14 protein-coding genes are annotated in these 23,136 nt (G+C 29.7%); 3 read left to right on the top strand and 11 right to left on the bottom strand.

Annotated features, from left to right (window positions below; translation table 11 throughout):
• Positions 1 to 169 precede the first annotated feature (169 nt).
• The 4 genes from COL3_RS03650 to COL3_RS03635 form a co-directional block, all read right to left on the bottom strand.
• A complete protein-coding gene (locus COL3_RS03650) occupies positions 170 to 1,894 on the bottom strand; it encodes a sigma 54-interacting transcriptional regulator (protein ID WP_008419277.1) in 1,725 nt (574 codons plus the stop codon).
• Positions 1,895 to 1,965: 71 nt separating this feature from the next.
• Positions 1,966 to 2,724, bottom strand: a complete 759-nt coding sequence (locus COL3_RS03645; RefSeq protein WP_008419278.1) for a YdcF family protein — start codon at positions 2,722 to 2,724, stop codon at positions 1,966 to 1,968.
• A gap of 215 nt (positions 2,725 to 2,939) precedes the next feature.
• A complete protein-coding gene (locus COL3_RS03640; RefSeq protein ID WP_008419279.1) occupies positions 2,940 to 3,674 on the bottom strand; it encodes a sulfite exporter TauE/SafE family protein in 735 nt (244 codons plus the stop codon).
• A gap of 175 nt (positions 3,675 to 3,849) precedes the next feature.
• On the bottom strand, positions 3,850 to 6,888 hold the full coding sequence (locus COL3_RS03635; protein WP_008419280.1) for a glycoside hydrolase family 2 TIM barrel-domain containing protein: 3,039 nt from the start codon (positions 6,886 to 6,888) through the stop codon (positions 3,850 to 3,852).
• Between the two features lie 398 nt (positions 6,889 to 7,286).
• Here COL3_RS03635 and COL3_RS03630 point away from each other — a divergent pair, with 398 nt between their 5' ends.
• Both COL3_RS03630 and COL3_RS03625 read left to right on the top strand, forming a co-directional pair.
• Positions 7,287 to 8,852, top strand: coding sequence for a response regulator (locus COL3_RS03630; RefSeq protein WP_008419281.1), 1,566 nt, complete (start codon positions 7,287 to 7,289; stop codon positions 8,850 to 8,852).
• 16 nt (positions 8,853 to 8,868) lie between these two features.
• A complete protein-coding gene (locus COL3_RS03625) occupies positions 8,869 to 10,659 on the top strand; it encodes a sensor histidine kinase (protein ID WP_008419282.1) in 1,791 nt (596 codons plus the stop codon).
• Between the two features lie 235 nt (positions 10,660 to 10,894).
• On the opposite strand, the gene COL3_RS03620 is transcribed toward COL3_RS03625, so the two are convergent.
• The 7 genes from COL3_RS03620 to treP form a co-directional block, all read right to left on the bottom strand.
• On the bottom strand, positions 10,895 to 12,592 hold the full coding sequence (locus tag COL3_RS03620; RefSeq protein WP_008419283.1) for a methyl-accepting chemotaxis protein: 1,698 nt from the start codon (positions 12,590 to 12,592) through the stop codon (positions 10,895 to 10,897).
• A 154-nt stretch (positions 12,593 to 12,746) separates the two neighbouring features.
• Positions 12,747 to 14,828, bottom strand: coding sequence for a beta-galactosidase (locus COL3_RS03615; RefSeq protein ID WP_008419284.1), 2,082 nt, complete (start codon positions 14,826 to 14,828; stop codon positions 12,747 to 12,749).
• A gap of 32 nt (positions 14,829 to 14,860) precedes the next feature.
• On the bottom strand, positions 14,861 to 15,694 hold the full coding sequence (locus COL3_RS03610) for a carbohydrate ABC transporter permease (RefSeq protein ID WP_008419286.1): 834 nt from the start codon (positions 15,692 to 15,694) through the stop codon (positions 14,861 to 14,863).
• Positions 15,687 to 16,580, bottom strand: coding sequence for a sugar ABC transporter permease (locus tag COL3_RS03605; RefSeq protein ID WP_008419289.1), 894 nt, complete (start codon positions 16,578 to 16,580; stop codon positions 15,687 to 15,689). Before COL3_RS03605 ends, COL3_RS03610 begins: the two co-directional genes overlap by 8 nt.
• A gap of 376 nt (positions 16,581 to 16,956) precedes the next feature.
• The gene (locus COL3_RS03600; protein ID WP_008419290.1) at positions 16,957 to 18,273 is read right to left on the bottom strand and encodes an extracellular solute-binding protein; all 1,317 of its coding nucleotides are present in this window, start codon (positions 18,271 to 18,273) and stop codon (positions 16,957 to 16,959) included.
• 318 nt (positions 18,274 to 18,591) lie between these two features.
• Positions 18,592 to 20,256 (bottom strand): alpha,alpha-phosphotrehalase, encoded by a 1,665-nt coding sequence (treC, locus tag COL3_RS03595; RefSeq protein WP_008419291.1) that lies wholly within the window; start codon positions 20,254 to 20,256, stop codon positions 18,592 to 18,594.
• A 20-nt stretch (positions 20,257 to 20,276) separates the two neighbouring features.
• Positions 20,277 to 21,692, bottom strand: coding sequence for a PTS system trehalose-specific EIIBC component (gene treP, locus COL3_RS03590; protein ID WP_008419292.1), 1,416 nt, complete (start codon positions 21,690 to 21,692; stop codon positions 20,277 to 20,279).
• Positions 21,693 to 22,223: 531 nt separating this feature from the next.
• Here treP and treR point away from each other — a divergent pair.
• A complete protein-coding gene (gene treR, locus COL3_RS03585; RefSeq protein WP_008419293.1) occupies positions 22,224 to 22,949 on the top strand; it encodes a trehalose operon repressor in 726 nt (241 codons plus the stop codon).
• The last annotated feature ends 187 nt before the right edge of the window (positions 22,950 to 23,136 follow it).

Raw genomic sequence — 23,136 nt, 5'->3', positions numbered from 1 at the left:
TAAACGTAGAATTGGGGCTTTGTCCATTGTAAATAATAAATAAATCCTGCAATATTTTAAAATTATGTACGGATTTTCGTACATAATTTCAAGTAAACATTTACACGTTGTACGAATTTCCGCACAATTATTTTAGATAAAAAAAGTAGTTGTACGCTAATGCGAACAACTATATTTGAATTTTATATTTTTCAATTTTTTCATATAAACTAGTACGTCCAATATCTAAAATTTTTGCTGCTTTTGTTTTATTTCCATCTGTTGCTCTAAGGGCAAGAATAATAGCATTTTTTTCGCTTTCTTCAAGAATATCCTGAAGTCTTTTAGGAACTATTGAAGCCTTTTTACCTGTAATTTCTTTTGGCAAATCATCTACTTCAATTATTTCACTATCTCCCATAATATTAATTGCCCTCTCTAAGATATTCTCTAATTCCCTTACATTGCCTTTCCATTCATAGCTTTTAAGATATTGTTCAGCCTCCTTTGATACTCCTCTAACTTTCTTATCTAAATCAATTGATAGCTTCTTAATAAGATGATTAGAAATAAGTATAATATCATTGCCCCTTTCTCTTAAAGGCGGAATTTCAATTGTTACAACATTAAGCCTATAATAAAGATCTTCTCGGAATTTACCTTCTGAAACTAATTTTTCAAGATTTCTATTTGTTGCAGCAATTATTCTAATATTAATCTTTTTAGTTGCAACTCCTCCAACCTTCTCTAATTCTCTTTCTTGAATAACTCTTAAAAGCTTTACTTGCATATGAAGAGGCATATCTCCTATCTCATCTAAAAATATCGTGCCTTCATTTGCAATCTCAAATTTTCCGATTTTCCCTTCTTTTCTTGCGCCTGTAAAAGCTCCTGCCTCATAACCAAATAATTCTGATTCAAGTAAATCGCTTGGAATAGCTGCGCAATTAACTTTGACAAAAGGACCTTCGTAACGGTTACTCTCTGAATGTATTGCATGTGCAAAAATTTCTTTTCCAGTACCGCTTTCTCCTAAAATAAGTACATTTGAGCTGGTATGAGCAGCCTTTTTTACTATTTCCTTAGCCGAAATAATCGAATCACTTTCACCTATAATATTTTCAAGAGAATAGCTGGCTCTATTAAATTCTTTAAGTTTTGATTTATAGTTCTCTAATTCTTTTTCAATAACACTAATTTTTTTATAAAGACTATTTAATTCCTTTACATTTCTAAATAATACCTTTCCCACAACTCCGATGATTTCGCCATTTTTTATAATAGGTATTCTCGAGGCTATCATATAATTCCCTTTAATCTTATGAAGCTGAGCTACTTCTTCCTTACCTGTTTCAAGTACTATTGGCATTCTTGTATTTTCAATAACTTCAGTTACATGTTTACCCACAGCATCCTCTCTTTTTATTCCTAAAAAATCAGTATATGCCTTACTCATCATAGTAATTATCCCCATCTTGTCAATAATCACCATACCATCATAAGCTGTCTCAATTACAGTATTTAAAATTTCACTGCTGTTTCTTTCTTCATCAAGCTTATGAAGCAATTCATTGTAATTTGGTATATTACTAAAAATCAACACTGAACCTGCCGCAACTTTACCCTCATATAAAGGTATAATGCTTAAAATTAAATTTAAATTATTAATGACTATAGGTTTCTTTAGTTCCTCTTTTTTGGAAGCTAAAAAGCGAGTTAATTCAAAACTATACATTAATTTATTAACATACTTGCCTAAACTATCTTTGCTATCTATCCCAAAAAGAATGCTTGCAGCCTTATTAACAAAAATCACCTTATTTTCAGGATCAACTGCAATTACCTCATTTAATACATTATCTAATATTATTTTCATTTCATTAAAACAGCTTGAGAATAATGTTTCTTTACCCATTTGGTAGTACCTTCTTCCTCATAAGTTCTATGCTCTTTGATAGTTTTCTAGAAATATATAATAACTCAAATTTATTTATCAAACAATATGCTTTTTATAACGGCAAATGCTTCACGAGTATATGTTATAGGAATTAAATACCAGATTGTAGGACTAGAATAATTATCAAAATTAATATACCCATTTTTCTTAGCCAGAATACTGCTTCTAAAGGCATGAAAATCTGTTGTTACTATTTTAACATTAACTTTATCCAAGGATTTGTGACCATTTTCTTCTATTTTCTCCTTAGAATATTTAAAGTTTTCATTTGTATTTCTTGACTTATCCTCAAGTATTATTCTATTCTTATCTATACCCTTTTCCTGTAAATATTTACTCATTGCATGGGATTCTGGAATGTCTTCATCATTCCCTTGTCCCCCAGAAAGTACAATATATGCTGTATTATTTTGCTTAAAGCATTCTAATGCTGTATCAAGCCTTGCCTTAAGAATTGCACTTGGAATTGTTCTATCTGTAAGTCCAGCTCCTAAAACAAGAATGTAATCATCTTTTTTTTCATTATGTTTGGGGTAACTTATTATTACAGTCTCAATTCCTAAAAAAACTATAAGACCAATGCATAAAAATATTTTTATAATATTTAATCCTTTAGGAAAAAATGGACTATTTTTCATCTTATGTTTTACAAAGTGATATATAATTAACAGTATTCCTAAAATTAGAACTGGAAAACTAAACGCAACTATTAAACCACTCATCATATCTATAGCTATTACATAAAAAATCAACAATATACCCAATATAATATCACAAAATTTCTTCAAACTCATTTCCCCTAAAATTTATTTTTGTTATTTCAAATTTAATAATTTTATTCATAAATTTATTATATATGGATTTTATTTGTATTTGTTTATTGTAAGATTTTTTTAATAAATATGTTATATTATATAATTCATAACTTTTACTAGATATAACTCTCCATTATGTACTTACTTATTGAAATATACTAAGCTTTTGTATAGCTATGTACAATATATTAATAACTCAAAATACTTTTTCCAAATAAAATTGTTCCGCTTATTATAAGCAATGCTATTACAACCTTTTTTACTGTTTCTTCTTTCATTTTAGAGTCAACTTTAACTCCTACAACCATCCCAATCAACACTGCTGGTGAAAGAAGAAGTGTTAATGTAAAAACCTCTTTGTTTAAAATTCCAGTAAACAAATATAAAAAGAATCTAAAAATATTGTCCACTAAGAAAACACAGCATATGTTTCCTCGAAATTGGCTCTTATTATCTGATGTTCTGCTGATATATGCAACTAAAAGAGCACCAATTCCATAAAGCCCTGCTAAAACACCTGAAGTTATCCCAATTGCTGTAAGAAACACAGGATTGCTTTTCTTACTAATATTTTGATTTGACTTTCGTGTAAGCATTTCTACTGCCATGCCAACTATTACTATTCCTAAAATTGATTTTAATATCCAGTCATATCCTATCTTTAATAAAAGTGTCCCTGGTACAATACCAGCTAACAGCATTAGTGATAATGGAATAACAACTTTAAGTGAAATATTTTTTCGTTCCCTCCATACTATATAAATATTAGTTGGAATACTAAAAATTAAATCAATTGGTGTAGTTAATCTATTTGGTACTACAAACGAAAATAATGATCCCATAACAAGTGTGTTTCCAAATCCAGTTATAGCTTTAACTAAATAAGCTACTAAAGTTGAAATAAAAAGAAATATATTTTGCATTTTCCCCCCCCGTTAAATCCAAATTATTGCTACTCCCTAACCTCTAATCTTTTACTATCAAGAATAGCCAATAGCTTCTATGTAGTCTTCTATGATTATACAACATAATAGATTACTAATTGCAAATTTCTTAAACTTGAATTAGTAATCTATAGTTTCTTTTATTAATTTAAGTTTATGATATATAATTCCCTCCACAAATTTGGAAACTAAATTCTAAATCTTTGCTTGAATCTATGCAAAACTCTGGTAATACTGGTGCACCCCAGCTGTCATCTCCACCAACACCCATTTGTTTTCCTATTATATTTACGTGTGTAAAATTAACAGGTGGCAGTTCTTCTACGTGGAAGGCATTTTCTAATTCCATATTTGAATATGGTAAAACACTAAACTCAAATGGTGCTTTATCATAAGTAAATTTAAGACCTTCATTTTTAGCATTCTTAACAATTACCCATCTAGTTCCTGTCCTATTACCACATTCTTGTGGAACTAAATATCTTGATAGGTTGTCTATCGATGTGCTTTCAAATATTCCAAGCTTTGCACCTTCACATCTATCAATATAATTTTCTTCTGGTCCCATTCCATACCAACTAAATGAATCAAATTCAGCTAGCAATTTAAAATTCATACCTAGCACTGGAAGCTCAGGAAGTCCTGTAACTCTGTTATATTTTACATCCACCTTGATTACTCCATCTTCAGCTACTTCATAGGTTATATTAACTTTTGTAGATGGAATTGTTGGTAATTCGTAAGTATAGTATAAAACTATTCTATTTTCAAATTCCTCCATAGAAAAATCAACGCACTTTTGTCCTAAAGTAGCCGCAAGCCATTGACTACATCTAAATTCATGCTTGTTTCCTCTATCGTTGTCTGTTGTTGCTCTCCAATAAAAGGTTTTTGGTGTTCTTGTAATAAATTCTTTATTATTATACCTTAAGGACACAATTCCACCTTCTTGTTTAGAAAATATAACCTTAAAATCTTTTCCGTGAATACCTATGTTTACATCTCCGTGAACAACCTTCATTTTAAAATCTGAACTGAATTTATTTACTTCTTCTTTTTCTTTAATAACTTTTTGTCCAAATGCAATTTCATGGCCCTTATCTGCCCAAAGTGTAGCTTGCGCTAATCTTAATGAAACTGTAAGTACAATTTCTTCTGAGCAGTCATATTTTTCTAATGGAAGTTCTACATATTTTTCTTCACCTGGAGCCACAGATACTTTTAGCCTTCCTTGTTTAAGTAAATTTCCTTCTTTTTCAACTACATAGAATAATTCAAATTCATCTGTATTTACAAAAAGATTTTGGTTCTTAATAGTTACACCTTTTGCATCTGGCTTTAATTTTACATTTTGATATAAATACTTAACTTCTTGGGCTTTTGGGGATATAGTTCTATCCGCATATATTAAACCATTTCCTGAAAAATTATAATCTGTTGGCCTATCAGTAAAGTCTCCTCCATAAGCTAAAACTTCCTTTCCATTTGGAAGCTTTCTATATAATGCTTGATCGCCGTAATCCCAAATGAAACCGCCTTGATACATTAAATATTTATCTTCAAGTTCAGTATATTTCATCATTCCTCCAGTAGAATTGCCCATTGAATGCATATATTCACAGCTAATATATGGCTTCTTTGGATTATCATTAAGATACTCTTCTATTTCGGCTGCTTTTGCATACATTCTACTTTCCATATCACTTGTATCGTCAAATTCTCTACATCTAGTTACTCCTTCATAATGCACTAAACGAGAAGGGTCTTTTTTTCTATAATATTCTGACATTTGATAAATATCTTCACCTGCATAAGATTCATTACCACATGACCAAATAAGAACGGATGGATGATTTTTATCTCTTTCTAACATTGATGATGCACGATCTAAAACTGCAGCTTGCCATTCTTGAAGACTTCCTGGCACATTCCATGATGGTTCAATCTGTCCCATCTTTTGCCATGAACCATGACTTTCTAAATTTGCTTCATCTATTAAATAGATTCCATATTCATCACAAAGCCTGTACCATAAACTTTGATTTGGATAATGTGAGGTTCTAACAGCGTTAATATTATGTTGTTTCAAGAACTTAATATCCCACAACATGTCCTCTTTTGTAATTGATCGTCCACTTCTTGCGCTAAATTCGTGACGGTTTACACCTTTAAAGACAATTCTTTTTCCATTAAGACACATAATCTTATCCTTCATTTCAAAATGTCTAAAACCTACCTTTTGAGTTACAATCTCCACTAAAGTACCATCTTTTTTCTTTACTAAGATATATAATGTATATAGATTTGGCTCTTCAGCACTCCATAATTCCACATTTTGTACATCTAAAGATAAAGTCAATTCATTTAAAAACTGAACTTTTTCAGAAGCAGCTATTTTATTTCCTTCTTTGTCTTCTAAATATGTTTCAATTGTAGTTTCAGAATTCCCTATCATTTTAAGATCTGCATTTAACTTTGCATTTTTAAATTCATCATGTAAATCTGTCTTTACAAATATATCATTTACATGAGTTTCTGGGACTGCATATAAATACACATCTCTAAATATGCCTGAAAATCTCCAAAAATCCTGATCTTCTATCCAACTCGCACTACTTCTCTTATAAACCGCAACAGCAAGTTTATTTTCTCCAACTTTTAAGTAATTAGTAATATCAAATTCTGATGGAGTAAAGGTATCTTCACTAAACCCAACAAATTCTCCATTAATCCACACATAAAATGCCGTTTCTACACCTTGAAAAGAAATAAAAGTCTGCTTATTTTTAAGTTCATCTTTTACTTCAAAAAATGTCACATAGCTTCCAACTGGATTGTAATTCTTTGAAATATATGGTGGCCTTAATTCATCATGGCCTTCCCAAGGATACATGGTATTAATATACTGGCATTTATCATAACCTTGAAGCTGAATATGGCCCGGCACTTTAATATAATCGAATTCACTAATATCAAAATCGTCTTTATAAAAATCCTTAATTCTTAACGCTGGATTTTCACTATATGAAAATCTCCATTTTCCATTTAAACTTTGTTTAAGAGGCATGTTATCTTCTAATTTAATATCCTCTATTTTTTCATAGAACCAATGATCTGAATGAGCATCAATTCTATTCACTCTAAATATTTCTGGATTTTCTAGCCAATCTAATGATGGTTTAATATTACTCATCATATTCCCTCACTTTCATTATTATATAAAGTTAATGTTTGATTAGATTTAATTTAATTATATTGGCTAAGTACATTCATTTAACCAAAATGTTCTTAGCCAATACTTTGTATGAGAATTATGAGATAAATAATTATGGGCTGAACTAAATAGAACATAGTATAATCGTAATCAATTACATATAATATTATAATTAACTTAATCTTTGATGCTTACCTATATGATTAAGTAAAATCTTTATTTATATTTTATTCTTATTTTACTAAAAAATCAATATTATTTTACTAAACTTTACTAGCAAATTTCCTTACGCATTGAAAACCTTTAATTTTTAAGGTATAATCAGTATTGAGATAAATTTTTTATAAAGGGTAATTTTAGAATAGGGGTGCTGGCTATTGAACGAATATAGTAAAATTTTAGTAGTTGATGATGAATTCATCATGAGACAAGGTATAACTCATATGATTGATTGGGAAAAGGAAGGTTTTCAAATTATCGGTCAGGCTTCTAATGGCCAAGAAGCTATTGATATGATAAAAGAAAATATACCTGATATTATAATTTCTGATGTAGTAATGCCTCAAATAAATGGAATTGAATTAGCTAAATTCCTACAGGATAAATATCCTCAAATTAAAATAATTATTTTGAGTAGCTATAGTGATTTTGAATATGTAAAATCATCTTTTCAAAACGGTGCTGTTGATTATATATTAAAACCTTCTTTAAATCCAACAGAAATACTAAAAACATTAAAAAAACTATCTAATAAACTTAAGAGTAATACTTCTACCAAAAGTAACAAAGGAAACACAAATAATATTTTAAGCAGACTTATTCTAGGTTTCGATACTAATATTGATATTGATTATTTAAACAATTTATTTGTTTATTCAAACTTTTGTTTATTTGGCTTAAATGCAAAAAAAATATATGATAATTATGAGAAACGTCAAGATATTATTAGTTATACTGATTCAGTAATAAATAATGAATTTTCCTTAAATAAACTAGATATAAGCTACTGTATTCAAACGGCCAATATTGAAAACGAAATCATCGTTACAGTTATTAATTTTGATAATAACTCTTATAGAGATATCCTGAATAAAATAAACAAAATTTCACAATTAGTTTCTAATAGTTTTTATGAAACATTTTTTGTCATGACTAATAATTTTGATTCTATTAATAATGTTAAGTCTATATATGAAAAAGAATTTTTGTTATTAACACAGCAATATTTTTACCATAGAAGTACTCCTTTATTATGTTCTCAAGATTTCAAGGCGCCTCCGCAAATAGATAAATTTAACTTTAAGCGCTTTTCAGAATTTGTTTCAATTATGCAGTTTCAAAACGCTTTTGAAATGTTAACTAGATATATACAAGACGCAATTAATAATACGGCACTGACTGAATTCGAACTTAAGACATTAATTCAGAATTCCTTCTATAATGTAATTACATCTTTAGAATATTTAAATTTTGATTCAAATGCATTAAATTCTTTAAAGCAGGATTGTTTTCATAAAATTGATAGTATTAAATATGCTGAGGATTTAATAAAAGCCTATGAATCTTTATTGAGTCATTTAAATGAGATAATAGATAAACACGAAAATAGAATAAATTCTCACATGATTAATAAAATAATTCAGTATATCCATGATCACTATGATGAACAGCTTACTTTAGCTGAAGTGTCTAAATTATTTAATTTTAATTATTCTTATTTATCTGCTTACTTCAGCTCTCACAATGAAGAGGGCTTTAATGAATTTCTTAATAAAATAAGAATAAAAAAAGCTTGCGATTTCTTAAAACAAGATATTCCTATTTCCGATATTAGCAGTATGGTTGGATATTCTGATCATAGTTATTTTTGTAAGGTATTCAAAAAATTCACTGGCCTTACACCAAGCAATTTTAGGAAAAGCGGTATTAAAATCCTAGATTAAGAAAGGAACAAAATATATGTTTAAACCACCAAAATTTATTCATTCTACTACATTGTTCTTTAGAGTTGCTTCGGTTGTTCTTATAAGCGTTATTTTAGTATCTATTTCTATAGGCATTATTACAATAAAAATTTCCAAAGATATATTAGCTGATACTTTTAGTAAATCAAATTATAAGGTTCTAACGCAAATTACAAATAATCTAAATACTTTAAATGATAATATAATTAATATTATGAATGCAATTGACTATATTCCAGATTTTCAAAGATATTTTACAGAAAAAGAATTAACTCCTCAGCAAAATTACAAAACAATCTATAATATGCATGAAGGCTTAAAGAAAATGATTCCCGATAAAGATTTTTATGATATTACTGTTATAGCTATAGGACTTAATGGAAATACCTATGCAGCAAGTAATTATGATCATATTCTTCCAAATTCGGATGAGATCTTAAATAGCGATTTTACAAAGAAGGCACTAGCTAATAAGAATACTATTTTTTATCAATATCTAGATCATGGTTTTACGAAATTAACGCAAAATTCCAGTACACTTGTAGCTATAAAAGTATTATGTGATACACTCACAAGACAGCCTTATGGTTTTGTTTATGTCCTCATTAATGAAAATAATTTACATAAATATTATGATTATTTTGTAGGTAATGGCAATAATATAGCAATTATGTCAAGTGACGGTACTATTGTTTCTTCTAGTAATACTTCTACAATTGGCTCTAAGAATATAGATCTATACAACATCTCCAGTGCTATGATAAGTAATAATTTAAAATATATTAATACAAAATTAAATTCATCTGATGTTACAGTGTTATCAAAACATTTACCTACTTATAATTTCAATATAGTAGGTACTATTGATAAAAATATAGTTTTAAATGAAATTTATGACTCTAATGAAATCTTAGGAACAAGCATAGTAATTGCCCTTGTATTTATTCTTATAACATTTTTTGTAATACGTAGAACAACAAAACCAATCTCGGCTCTTGCAAGAACAATGCCAAAAATAATTTACGGTGATTTTAATAATCATATTCCTATTGCGGGGAGCTATGAAGTCCGTGAATTATCTGCTGCATTTAACTACATGTTGGACGGTTTAAATAATTATGTTAAAGAGCAGATTAAAATGCAAAGAGAAAAGAGAAAAGCTGAAATACATGCTTTACAAATGCAGATAAATCCTCATTTTATCTATAACACTCTTGCTTCAATTAAGTGGCTAATGTGGCAGGGAAACGTCGAAAAATCTACTCAGACCATTGATGCGTTTATATGTCTGCTTAGAAATACAATTAGCAATAACAATGAAATGATAACAATTCAAGAGGAAATCCAAAATTTAAAGAATTATGTTTTAATTAATCATACGCGATATGGCGATAATATCAACGTGAATTTTTTCATAATGCCAAATTGTGAAGGATATATTATACCTAAATTAATACTTCAACCATTTATTGAAAATGCATTTTTTCACGGTTTTACTGATAAGACAAATGGCTCCATTCATATATTTATAAATGAACAAAATCAAAATTTAATTTGTGAAATTATCGATAATGGTGTAGGAATGACAAATGAAGATATTAGAAGAATCCTTAGAAAACCATCTAAAAAACATGAACATTTTACTAGCATTGGAATCAACAATGTTAACGATAGAATCAAGCTTCTTTATGGAGATGAGTATGGAATTACAATCACTAGTGAGCCAAATAAAGGAACCACAGTAAAAGTAGTAATTCCAGCCCAAAAGGAATTTTTAGAATATTAGCTACGTAAAAATATAATTTATATTGATAATAAGCTGTTAAAGTTCTTATTTAGTTGAAAGTTACTCTGATTTAGCTTGCCAATCTGAAAGCAGGAGCATGCTAAATTAGTGCAACTTACAACTTATAACCTTTATCGATATTTTCATATTCCATCAAAACATTGTGACCCTTAAAGTTATAAAATATTTATTATTTCGGTAAGCTACTACATATGTTTATCTATAAGATAAGATATTATATTTTCAATTCACTTACTGATTTACCTAGTTCTATGGATACTTCCTCGCATTGCTTTGAATTTCTTACTATATCTTGTGATTTATCTGATAATAAGCTAATTTTATTTGCAATACTTATTGCATCATTAGCACCGTTGGAGGAAGCAATACCAACATTACTAATAGCAGAGGTAATATCTCTTGTTGCTAATAATAGTTGTCTAGCTGCATCCTCAATTTCCTTGGATATTGTGTTATAGTAATTTGCATCGCTGCTATAAGAATTACTCATTTCATAAAATTGTTTATAATTTTCCATAACCGTTTCATCAATAAACTTTAATATATCATTAGATGTATTTACTAAATAATCTACTGCTTGTATTACATGAGTAATTATATTTTTAATCCTTTCTGTAGTAATATCTGATTCCTCTGCTAATTTTTTAATTTCTGCTGCAACAACTGCAAATCCTTTTCCTGCCTCGCCTGCTCTGCTAGCTTCAATGGCTGCATTTAGTGAAAGAAGATTTGTTTGACTAGTAATACTAGAAATTGCATCAAGTAGATTACTTATTTCATTAACTTTAGCTGATTTTCCTATAGCCTCTTTAAGCTTACTACTATTATCATTGCATAATTTAATGGTCTCATTTTTCAAATTTACAGAATCATTTTTAAAGTTATCAGCTCTATTCTTAATTTCTTCTGAATGCATATATGCTTTTTTAGTTGTATCAGTTATTTTTTCAACAGAACTTTCCATTTCATTAGTTGTAGAACTTATTTCCTCAGTTGATGCGGCTGTTTCTTCTAGTCCAGCTACAATTTGTTCCGCAGCAATGCTTACTTCTTCTACAACTATTCTTAATTCATTAACTGTTTCTAAAAGTTCTTTACTTGTATTAGAAGTCGAACCTATTTGCCCTTCCACATTTTTAAGTATTGTTTTTATGTTATTTTGCATAAGCATTAAATTTTTAAACATACTTCCAGTTTCATCTTTTGCATTTAATAATTTATTATCAATACTATTTGTAAAATCACCATTAGAGATCCCCAGCAAATGATCGTTAAACTTGTGAATTGACTTAACAATAATAGATCCTATTTTACTAAATATAATTACTCCAATAATCGTAAGTATTAACATAATAATAGCTATAACTGAAATTATGTTAAATATATATTGAGAAATAATACTGTAATCTATACCTACAGCCCATATTCCTATAACTTTATTAAAATTATCTCTAATAGGAGTATACTGGCATAAAGTATCTTTACCTAAAACATTAACTCTCCCGATATATGGTTTTCCTTGCTTTATTACCATATCTACAACTTCATCAGGCGCCTTTGTGCCTATTGCTCTGTTACCGCTTTCATTCACAGCATTTGTAGCAACTCTCGTGTCACCTAGAAATATACTAATAATATTAACTCCACTATCATTTTTTATTGAATCTACTATTTGATTATTATTACTGATTTCCATATCCCCTTTATAAAGCTTTCCATCAGTGACTTTCCAGTTGCCGGTATATTTAGTATCTAAAAATATATATCCAAGCCTGCTTGTTGTTGTTGCATTCTTTTCATAATTAGCATAAGCTATTTTATTAATATTAGTATTAATTACAACAAATGTACTCATAGATATAATACTTACAATTATAATGAATGCTAAGACCAATTTCGCCTTAATTTTCATAAATATCCACTCCTTACTATGTAAAAGTTGTTTTAGGATATGTCTTTTTCTTATTTAAAATAATCACTATAAATCTAATAGATTTATAGTGATCTTACTACTTATATTTTGGCTATATACTTATCCATTTTAATCCCTTTTTTATTAATTAATGCTATTGTTTTAATATTTTCAATCCATATTTCTTTAATATAATTTCTTTACCTATTTTTTCACCTGAGATCATATCAACATACTCTTCTTTACCTAAATCTACTTTCTTTTCCTCATCAGTAAAATTCATAATAAAGATATACTTATTATTTTTATTAAAACGCATTTGGGCGGTAACACCTTGCGGTAAGCATCCGTCTATAACACCCTTAATATTTAAATCCTTAGTAAGTTTTGAGTAGAAATCCCTATTAAAATCTTCTCCAGTTCTTGCTGCAATATAATATGCTTTTCCATTTCCATAGTTATTAACTGTTAGTGCAGGCATATTAGCATAAAAATCATTTTTATATACTCCAAGAACCTCTGCTGTTTCTACATGAATTAAATCACAGTAATCTTTTGTTGCATAACATTTCTTAAATCCATCAATTTCTTTATCTTTAAATTCAATATAATTTACTTCATCATCATATAGAGAATCTATTTCTTCTGACCAAATTCCAGTAACTTCACGAAGTGGTCCTGGGAATCCGCCTAAGAAGCAGAGATCATTTTCATCAACAATTCCACTAAAATAAGTAGTTACAAAAGTACCACCATTTTTTACAAACTCATTAATTCTTTCAGCAACATTTGGACGAATCATATAAAGCATTGGAGCTATTACAAGTTTGTAACTTGATAGATCGCAGTCCATATTAATAACATCTACTGATATTCCATTTTGCCAAAAAACTTTATATGCATCTTGGCAGCTTTCTTCATAACATTTTTTATATTTCTTTAAGCCTTGTGCATCATCAATTGCCCATAAATTTTCAACATCAAATATTATTGCTACTTTGGATTCTTTAATTGAGCCTTGAATTTCTTTTACTTTATTTAGAGTTTCTCCAACTTCCGTTACCTCTCTAAATACTCTAGTGTTTTCATGTCCACAGTGATCCACCACTGCTCCATGGAATTTTTCTGAAGCTCCCCTTCCTTTTCTCCATTGGAAATATAAGACCGAGTCTGCTCCATGAGCTAATCCTTGCATTGATGCTAATAGATGCATTCCAGGACGCTTTAATTTATTTGTATCATGCCAATTTACTAGACTTGGAGTGCTTTCCATTACTAAAAACGGCTGTCCACCTTTTAATGGTCTATAGATATCATGGACAAAGCTTACATTAGAAGCTAAGTCTGCTGTACTTTCAAAATCATTATGCCATGCAGGATAGTTATCCCAAGTTGCAACATCAACTTCCTTTGCGAATTTCCAATAATCCAAGCCTATGAATAAACCCATACGTGGATAATTTCCCATGAAGTTAGCTGTTACAGGAATGTTTGGAGTTATTTCTCTAATAGGTACAATTTCATTTTTGTAGAAATCGATTGTTTGGTCTGTAACAAACCTCTTCCAATCTAAATTATGTCCATGTACAAACATCTCACCCTTTTCAGACGGGCTTTCGATTTGTGACCAGCTATTGAATCTGTGACTCCAAAAACCAGTCCACCAAGCTTCATTTAGTTTTTCCAAATCATTATCATATTTTTTCTTAAGCCAGTTCCTAAATGCTTCTTGACAATATTCACAGTGACAATCTCCACCATATTCATTTGAAACATGCCACATTATTAATGCAGAATGATCTTTATATCTTTCAGCAAGAATTTTATTTATTTCATATGTCTTTTTTCTATATACAGGCGAAGTAAAACAATGATTGTGTCTTTGACCGTGTAGGTTTTTCGTTCTATCACTATTTACTCTTAAGACTTCTGGATATTTTTCTGACATCCATGCAGGTCTTGCACCGCTTGGTGTTGACAAAATTACATAGATATTATTTGCTGCCATATCATTCATAATTTTATCCAACCATTCAAAAGTATACTTTCCTTCTTCTGGCTCTATTGCGCTCCATCCAAATATATTAATAGAAACACAATTACAATTTGCCAGCTTCATAAGTCGTACATCTTCTTTTAAAACTTCAGGATAATTTAACCACTGATCCGGATTATAATCACCTCCATGTAAAAAACCCTTTATCTTACTATTTAGTACTGGAAATTCTTTATCCATAAGCTTTCCTCCAACATTCTCACACATTATTTTTATTTAATTGAACCTGTCATACCTGCAACGAAATGCTTTTGCATTACAAAGAATACAAATGCAGTTGGCAATGTTGTAATTACTATAGCCATCATAATTAAGCCATAATCAGGTGAATAACTTGATGCTAATTTTGAAATTATAAGCAAAACAGTTTTCTTTTCTGGTGATTGAAGTGCAATTAATGGCCACAAGTAAGCATTCCATGCACCCATAAATGTAATAATTGCCGCTGCTGCATAAGTTGTTCTCATTGTTGGGAAAAATACTTTAAAGAAAATCCCAAATTCCCCCAATCCATCTATCCTTGCTGCTTCTAAAATTTCTTTAGGAAATGACTTTGTATTTTGCCTAAAGAAAAAAATTAGGAATGCAGTACATACACTTGGTAAAAATACAGCTGCCAATGTGTTTACCCCCAAAAAGCTTAAAGGTGAATTTTTCAAACCTGAAAAGAATTTGAATAATGGAATCATTATTGCTGAAAATGGAACCATCATAGATAAAAGTAAAATATTAAATACCCTATCTCTAGCTTTTGTTCTAAATATTTCAAAACCATAACCTGATATAGATGACACAAGTAATGCAAGTACGGTAGTTATAATTGCAATTTCTGCTGAATTAATCAATGAAGTGACAAAGCCTAAATCTGGTTTGAAAAGATTATTCAAATTTTCCATAAAACTACTTCCTGGAAGCAACTTTCCTCTTGTTACATCTACTGATTTATTAGTAGCACTAATTATCATCCAAAAAAACGGAAATATAGAAACAAAGGATGCTACACTTAAAAATATATACTTAATTACTTTATAAAATTTATTAGTCATTCTTGTCGCCTCCTATTTTAAATTGGATTATAGCTAATATTACTACTATAACAACAATTAGATAAGCTACTGCTGTTGCATATCCAAAATCTGGTGTATATGTGAAGCATAAATCATAAATATATTTTGAAATAGTAGTTGTTGCATTAGCAGGACCACCTTTTGTGATGTTTACGACTTCATCGAATAATTGAAGTGTACCGATTGTTGAAGTAATAGTTGTAAATAGTATTATAGGTTTTAATAATGGTACTGTTATGGATGTAAATTTCTTTAATGGTGATGCCCCATCAATTTCTGCTGCTTCATAAATTGAATGGTCTATATTTTGCAAACCTGATAAATAAAATATCATGTTATAGCCTGTCCATCTCCAAGTAATTGCAATTATAATAAGTACTTTAGCCCAAATTGGATGTGTAACCCATTCAATTGGTGCTGAAATTAAGTGAATGCCCATAAGCATTTTATTTACTAATCCATCTGATGCAAATATACTTTTAATAATAACTGAATATCCAACCAAAGATGCCACGCAAGGTAAGAAAATTGCTGTTCTAAAAAATCCACTAAATTTTAAAGTCCTATCATTAAGAACAGAGGCAATAATAAGTGCTAAAATAATCATTACTGGAACTTGAACTAATAAATATATAAAAGTATTTCCTATTGATTTTATCAAAGTTGCATCCGAGAACATTCTAATATAATTATCTACACCACTAAACTTTAAATTATTTCCTTTACCTGATTGAAGTGACATTATTAAAGATTCTATCATGGGATAAAATACAAATAATCCAATTAAAAATGTACCTAATGATACGAAAATCCATCCCCATAAATTTTCCTTACTATTAAGGCCTGCCACACTTTTACGCTTCATTTTCTCATCTCCTTTAAGATTTATAAAGACTATGGCTAAGGTATATTCAAAAAATAGCAAGTCATCATCTACATGTCTATTTTGCGTGATACTGCGTCTGTAATTTAACCTAATATTTCTAAGGTTAGCATTACCTCCTCACCTGACATAAAGTGAAACTTTCCAAGTAGAATTAACATTCCGCCTAAAGCTAGTTAAACTTATACCCCCAAGGGGTACAATGTACCCTCAAGGGGCACAATGTACCCTCAGGTGCACCTAGTCTTAATACAAAATATACATCGCATTTTTGACTTGCTATTTCCTTTCATAAACCTAAATGTCTATTTAAATTTTTAACAAATAGTGCTTATAATTTTTTAATTTAATATTCTAACTATTTACTTACAGCAGCCTCTGCTTGTGCTTGAGTCTTTTGAAGGGTTTCATCTACATTAGCCCCTGCAACTATAGCTTGCATTCCTTCTGACATAACGCTTTCTAATTGATATGTGTAAAGACCATAGTTTACAGCTGGAACTTTTGTAGTCCAATTTGCCATATCTTTAAATACTTCTTGACCGCCATAGAAATCTACAGGTTTGCTATAATTGTCACTTGTGCTTGCTTCTTTTAATGTACTTACTAATCCGATTGCTGGCACTAGATCATTCATTAAATCTTTATCTGAAGCAAAAGTGCTTGCTAAAAAGTCAGCAGCTAAATCTGAATTACCAACCTTATCAAGAACATACCAGCTGCTACCACCGCTATTAGATGCATTTACTGATTTTGAATTAGCCCCTAATTTTGGAATAGCTGTTACTGCCCATTTTCCTTTTTGATCTTCTGATTTTTGTATTGAAGAAGAAATCCAACATCCACTTGGTACTGATGCAACGTCACCTTTTTGGAATGCTGCTAAAAATGCGTCCCATCCAGAAACTTGTTTTGTAATGCCTGCATCAACCATTTGTTTATATATGTTGATAGCATCTTTTAATGCTTGGTTACCAGAGATATTTACTGTTTTACCATCTTCTTTTACATACCATGAACCTGCTGATTGCATCATGATTCTTAATTGATTTAAATCGCTTGGATCGATTGTTAACATTGCTTTTCCAGTTTTAGCTTTTACCGCTTTACCAATTTCAATAAATTTTTCCCAAGTAAGATCGTTCATATCCTCTTTCTTATATCCTGCTTGTTCTATTAAGTCTGTTCTATAAAACAATGCTGCTACACCACTATCAAATGGCACTCCATAGAATTTACTTCCATCAGACATTACATTTAATTTATAGTCTGCAAATTTAGTTTTATCTACCTTACCACTTAAATCTTTTATTTCACCCGGATATGATTGTAGGTAATTTTGAATCCTATAATCTTCAATTAATACTACATTTGGAAGTCCGTCATATGTTCCTGAAGAAAGACTTGTATTTAATTTTTGTACTACGTCATCTTGTGCCATACTTACAACATTAATTGTTACATCTGGATGATTCTTTAAATATCTTTCCTTTGCCATGTTTGCAGCTTTGATATTGAAGGTATCATCCCAAGCCCAAATAGTGATTGTTTTATCATCTTTTCCTTTACTTGATGATGAAGTACTACTGCTGCTGCTTGAAGATGAACCACATGCCATCAAGCTAAATGCCATCATACCAGTTACAACTGCTGCCATAATTTTTTTAAATTTCATAAATGAATCCCCCTTAAAAATAATTTCATACATAAGTAACTTTTTCTGTTTAATATTAGTTATGTATTTGTTTACATTATAGCATCTATAATATAGTAAACGTTATTGCTATCTTGGTATGAATTTGTACTATTTTTATGTTATCATAATTAATATTTGTACTTTTTTTAGTTATTAGTATTTTTTTTAATACGTTTACATTATTTTTTCTTGTATTTATTTGTGATTTCTTTCAAAAAAACTACTAGTAAAATGTATGATATTATAATAGATAATTAAAAATAGTAACCCTTTTCTATAAAAAGGGCTACTATTTCTCTAATTTTCTATATAATATACAATTGATTCATATGCTCTTAAAGTTATATTTTTATCCAAATTACAGCTATTCTTATAATTTGAAATTAAAATTTTACTATTTAAAGGTTTCCTTAAATACTCCTCTGGTAATTCTATCATAACTTCCTCACTAAAAAAATTATTTACTACAATTAACGTCTTATTATTCAGAGTTCTTACATATGATAATACTCTTTCATTATCTTCAAGAATAAATTTTATCTTTCCCTCTGAAATTATATCATAATTTTTTCTTAATTGTATTAATTTTTCATAGTGAAAAAAAATTGAATCTTTATTTTCTAATGCATTTTGTGCATTTATCACCTTATATTTATTACAAATAGGAATCCATGGCGTTCCTTTAGTAAATCCGGCATTTTCTTCAGCATTCCATTGGATTGGTGTTCTTGAATTATCCCTAGATTTTTCTCTTAGGATTTCTAGAATTTCTTCCTCAGCTTTTCCTTGTTCCTTTAAGATGTTGTAGTAATTAATTGATTCAACATCTCTATACTCATCTATTGAATTAAAGTATGGATTAGTCATTCCAAACTCTTCTCCTTGATAAATATACGGAGTTCCCCTCATCATATGGATAGTTGTTGCAAGCATTTTTGCGCTTTCATTTAAGTATTCCTTGTCATTACCAAATCTAGATACTATTCTTGGCTGGTCGTGATTACACCAAAAAAGTGCGTTCCAGCCGTTTCCATTTTGAATTCCCTCTTGCCAGGTTTTAAAAAGTTCTTTTAACCTCACAAAATCGAAGTCCATAACTGTCCATTTATCACCATTGTAGTAATCAACTTTTAAATGATGAAAATTAAATACCATTGATAATTCCTTCTCCTCAGGATTAGAATATTTTATACAATTTTCAAGGGAAGTTGAAGACATCTCTCCTACTGTCACTATATCCTTTTGTTTTCCATAGGTATTTTCATTAAGTTCTCTAAGATAATCATGAATCCTCGGACCATCAGTGTAAAATCTTCTTCCATCACCCTCTAAATCACTCTCAAACTTCTCTGGCTTTGATATTAAATTTATCACATCAAATCTTAATCCTTTTACTCCCTTTTCTATCCAAAAGTTGACTATAGAGTAAATCTCTTTTCTTACCTCTTCGTTGTCCCAATTTAAATCGGCTTGAGTTCTATCAAAAAGATGTAAGTAATATTCATCGAATTTCTCTACATATTCCCATGCATTACCACCAAATTTAGATTGCCAATTTGTAGGCGACTCTTGGTTAACTGATTTTTTAAAGATATAAAAATCTTTGTATTTCTTTTCACCATTTAATGCTCTCTTAAACCAATTATGCTCTGTAGATGTATGATTAAGAACCATGTCTAACATTAAATATATTTCTCTTTTCTTGGCTTCTTGTACTAATTTTTCGAAATCCTCCAAGGTACCGAAGCTTGGATCTATATTATAATAATCAGCAATATCATATCCATTATCTACTTGAGGCGAAGGATAAAAAGGAGTAAGCCATATATAATCTATACCTAAAGTTTTTAGATAATCTAGTTTCTCTATTACTCCATTTAAATCTCCAATTCCATCACCGTTAGTATCGTAAAACGACTTAGGATATATTTGATAGACAGTACTTTTCTTAAAATCCTTCATGATATTATATCCTTTCTCGCCTAGCTAATTGATTTTCTTTTTCCAACTATTACTGTAAGTACAAACGGAACTACTACAGCAACCAGCATTGCTATTGCAAATATCACCATAAATGCAGGTTTAATTGATAAAATACCAGGTAAACCACCAACACCAATTGAGTTAGCCATTACTCCACTACCAACTGAAATAATTGCAGCTATGGCTGAACCTGTCATTCCACAGAAGAATGGGAAACCATGTTTTAAATTAACACCGAACATTGCTGGTTCAGTTACTCCAAGGTAAGCTGATATACATGCTGGTACATTTACTTCCTGGGCTTCTTGATTCTTTCTTTGTAAATATATCATAGCGAGTACTGCTGAACCTTGAGCAATATTAGATAAAGCTATCATTGGCCAAAGCGATGTTCCTCCAAATTGAGCCATTAATTGTAGGTCTATTGCATTTGTCATGTGATGAAGTCCAGTAATAACAAGTGGTGCATAAAGGAATCCAAAAATCGCTGCAAAAATCATTCCAAATGAAGAAGTTAAACCACCATATACTACTTTTGAAATAGCAGAACCAATTGCCCAGCCTATAGGCCCTATTACAATATGTGCAATTAAAACTGCTGGCACTAATGAAAGGAATGGTACTAATATCATTGATATTGAAGCAGGACTTATTTTTCTAACACTTCTTTCTAGGAATACTAATGTGAAACCTGCCATTATTGCTGGAATAACTTGAGCTTGATATCCTATCATTCTTACTTGAGCAAAGCCAAAATCCCAGAAAGGAATTTTATCAGGGCTTGTTCCTGCAACTGCATAAGCATTTAATAACTGTGGTGAAACTAATGTAATACCAAGTACAATACCTAGAATTTGGGTTGTCCCCATTTTCTTTGTAATTGACCATGTTATACCTACTGGCAAGAAGTGGAATATTGCTTCTCCAATTAACCATAAGAAACTATTTGTACCAGCCCAAAATTGAGATACTTCAACTAACGATTTAGTTCCGCCTTCTAATAATTTCATGTCACCAATAATGTTTCTAAAACCTAAAATTAGACCTCCAACAATGATAGCAGGAATAAGTGGTGAGAATATTTCTGCTATATTTGCCATAAGTTTTTGCAGAAAAGTCATATTATTTTTAGCGACATCTTTTACTGCATCTTTACTTACTCCATCAATACCTGAAATTGCTATAAAATCGTTATAAAATGCGAATACTTCATTTCCAATAATAACTTGAAATTGTCCAGCTTGTGTAAATGTACCTTTAACACTTTTTAGTTTTTCAATTGCATCCACACTAGCCTTGCTAGGATCATTTAAAACAAATCTCATTCTTGTAACACAATGTGTAACAGCCGAAATATTTTCTTTACCACCAACTAATTTTAGTAGTTCTTTTGCATCATTTTGAAATTTCCCCATTAATAAAACCTCCATTGATTTTTTGATTTCTTATAAATAATTTCATAATTGTTATACAGATCTGTTTATTATATAAGTTCAATTGAACAAACATTTAATATTAGCATTAACCAGATGCTTGTACTAAATTTAATATTTAAATGTTTACAATAACATCATAATCTAATGTAAACATTTAGTCAATATATTTTTTAAAATTTGTTTAAACAAATTTTTATTATTCTTTTAAATCATTGTCATATTCACATTCTTTCTGCATACAATAACTATAAAATATGTTTAAACACATTTTATAATTTGCAATATTTGTTCATATACCTCTTGTTTTTCCATACAAAAGATAATATTTTTAATACTTAGACTAAACATCCTAGTATTTAACTAACCGGAAAATATAAATCTCTTTAGAGAATTCTTATTAGCTTTTTCAAACATATACAATTTTCAAGACATTTACCAATATTATGTTAACTTATCTAAGAAAATGAAGTATAATATATTCATTAAGGATAATTTAAGGGAGTGTTACTTTTGCCGAACGTAAAATTTAAAGATATATATCATGCATTAAAGGATAATATAGACAATGGTAAATACGATGATTCTATGATGCTTCCTACTGAAATGGAGTTAATTGAAAAGTTTGATTGTAGTAGAAATACAGTAAGAAGAGCTATTAACGAACTTAGCAAGGATGGCTATGTTAAAAGTGTTAAAGGCAAGGGGGTTATAATCCTAGATAGAGATAGCCGTGAATCAATAGAGCTTCCTATTGGTAATTTGTTAGGTTTACAGGAACTACACCTAAAAAAGAAATTTACCACCAGTGTTGTTAATTTCTCAAAAATCGCCATAGATGAATCTTTGACTAAAAAAACTGCTCTAAAGCAAGATACTGAGGTCTATCATCTTCATAGGATAAGATTTTTTGATAATGAACCAATAATTCTCGATATTAATTATTTCAGTGCAGATGTAGTAAAAGATTTAAATATAGAAATTGCACAAAAATCCATTTATGAATATATAGAAAAAGAACTACATACAAAAATACTAGCTTCAAAAAAAGTAATTGTCGTTGAACATGCAACAGAACTTGATAAAAGATTTTTAGACTTAGGTACATACGATTGTGTTGCTGTTGTGAAAACATATGCCTATACAGACTCAGGGAAACTATTCGAATACACCGAATCCCGTCACAGACCAGATAAATTCGTATTCGTAGAATCATCATCTGTGCGAAAAATTGATTAAGGTTATAAATACTCAACCGAAAGAGAAGGTACTCTGTTACTCGGTTGCTAGAAAAAATAGCTGCGAATTTCTAAAAGTAAAAGTTGTACCATATATGCTTGTTCCTTAGGCAAGCTAATGACAAGCATATATGGAACAACTTTTACTTAAGAAATATCTGCAGCTATTTTTTCAATGCAACGCTACG

The organism is Clostridium sp. LS, assembly GCF_002760435.1.
Taxonomy (GTDB): Bacteria; Bacillota; Clostridia; order Clostridiales; family Clostridiaceae; genus Clostridium.
Note: the sequence above shows the minus strand (reverse complement) of the source record. Positions and strands in the feature narration are given on the sequence as shown.

Coding starts and splice junctions, on each gene's coding strand:
- COL3_RS03650 (WP_008419277.1), bottom strand. CDS start 1,894: ATGGGTAAAGAAACATTATTCTCAAGCTGTTTTAATGAAATGAAAATA.
- COL3_RS03610 (WP_008419286.1), bottom strand. CDS start 15,694: ATGACTAATAAATTTTATAAAGTAATTAAGTATATATTTTTAAGTGTA.
- COL3_RS03600 (WP_008419290.1), bottom strand. CDS start 18,273: ATGAAATTTAAAAAAATTATGGCAGCAGTTGTAACTGGTATGATGGCA.
- COL3_RS03640 (WP_008419279.1), bottom strand. CDS start 3,674: ATGCAAAATATATTTCTTTTTATTTCAACTTTAGTAGCTTATTTAGTT.
- treP (WP_008419292.1), bottom strand. CDS start 21,692: ATGGGGAAATTTCAAAATGATGCAAAAGAACTACTAAAATTAGTTGGT.
- COL3_RS03620 (WP_008419283.1), bottom strand. CDS start 12,592: ATGAAAATTAAGGCGAAATTGGTCTTAGCATTCATTATAATTGTAAGT.
- COL3_RS03615 (WP_008419284.1), bottom strand. CDS start 14,828: ATGGATAAAGAATTTCCAGTACTAAATAGTAAGATAAAGGGTTTTTTA.
- COL3_RS03605 (WP_008419289.1), bottom strand. CDS start 16,580: ATGAAGCGTAAAAGTGTGGCAGGCCTTAATAGTAAGGAAAATTTATGG.
- COL3_RS03625 (WP_008419282.1), top strand. CDS start 8,869: ATGTTTAAACCACCAAAATTTATTCATTCTACTACATTGTTCTTTAGA.
- COL3_RS03635 (WP_008419280.1), bottom strand. CDS start 6,888: ATGAGTAATATTAAACCATCATTAGATTGGCTAGAAAATCCAGAAATA.
- treC (WP_008419291.1), bottom strand. CDS start 20,256: ATGAAGGATTTTAAGAAAAGTACTGTCTATCAAATATATCCTAAGTCG.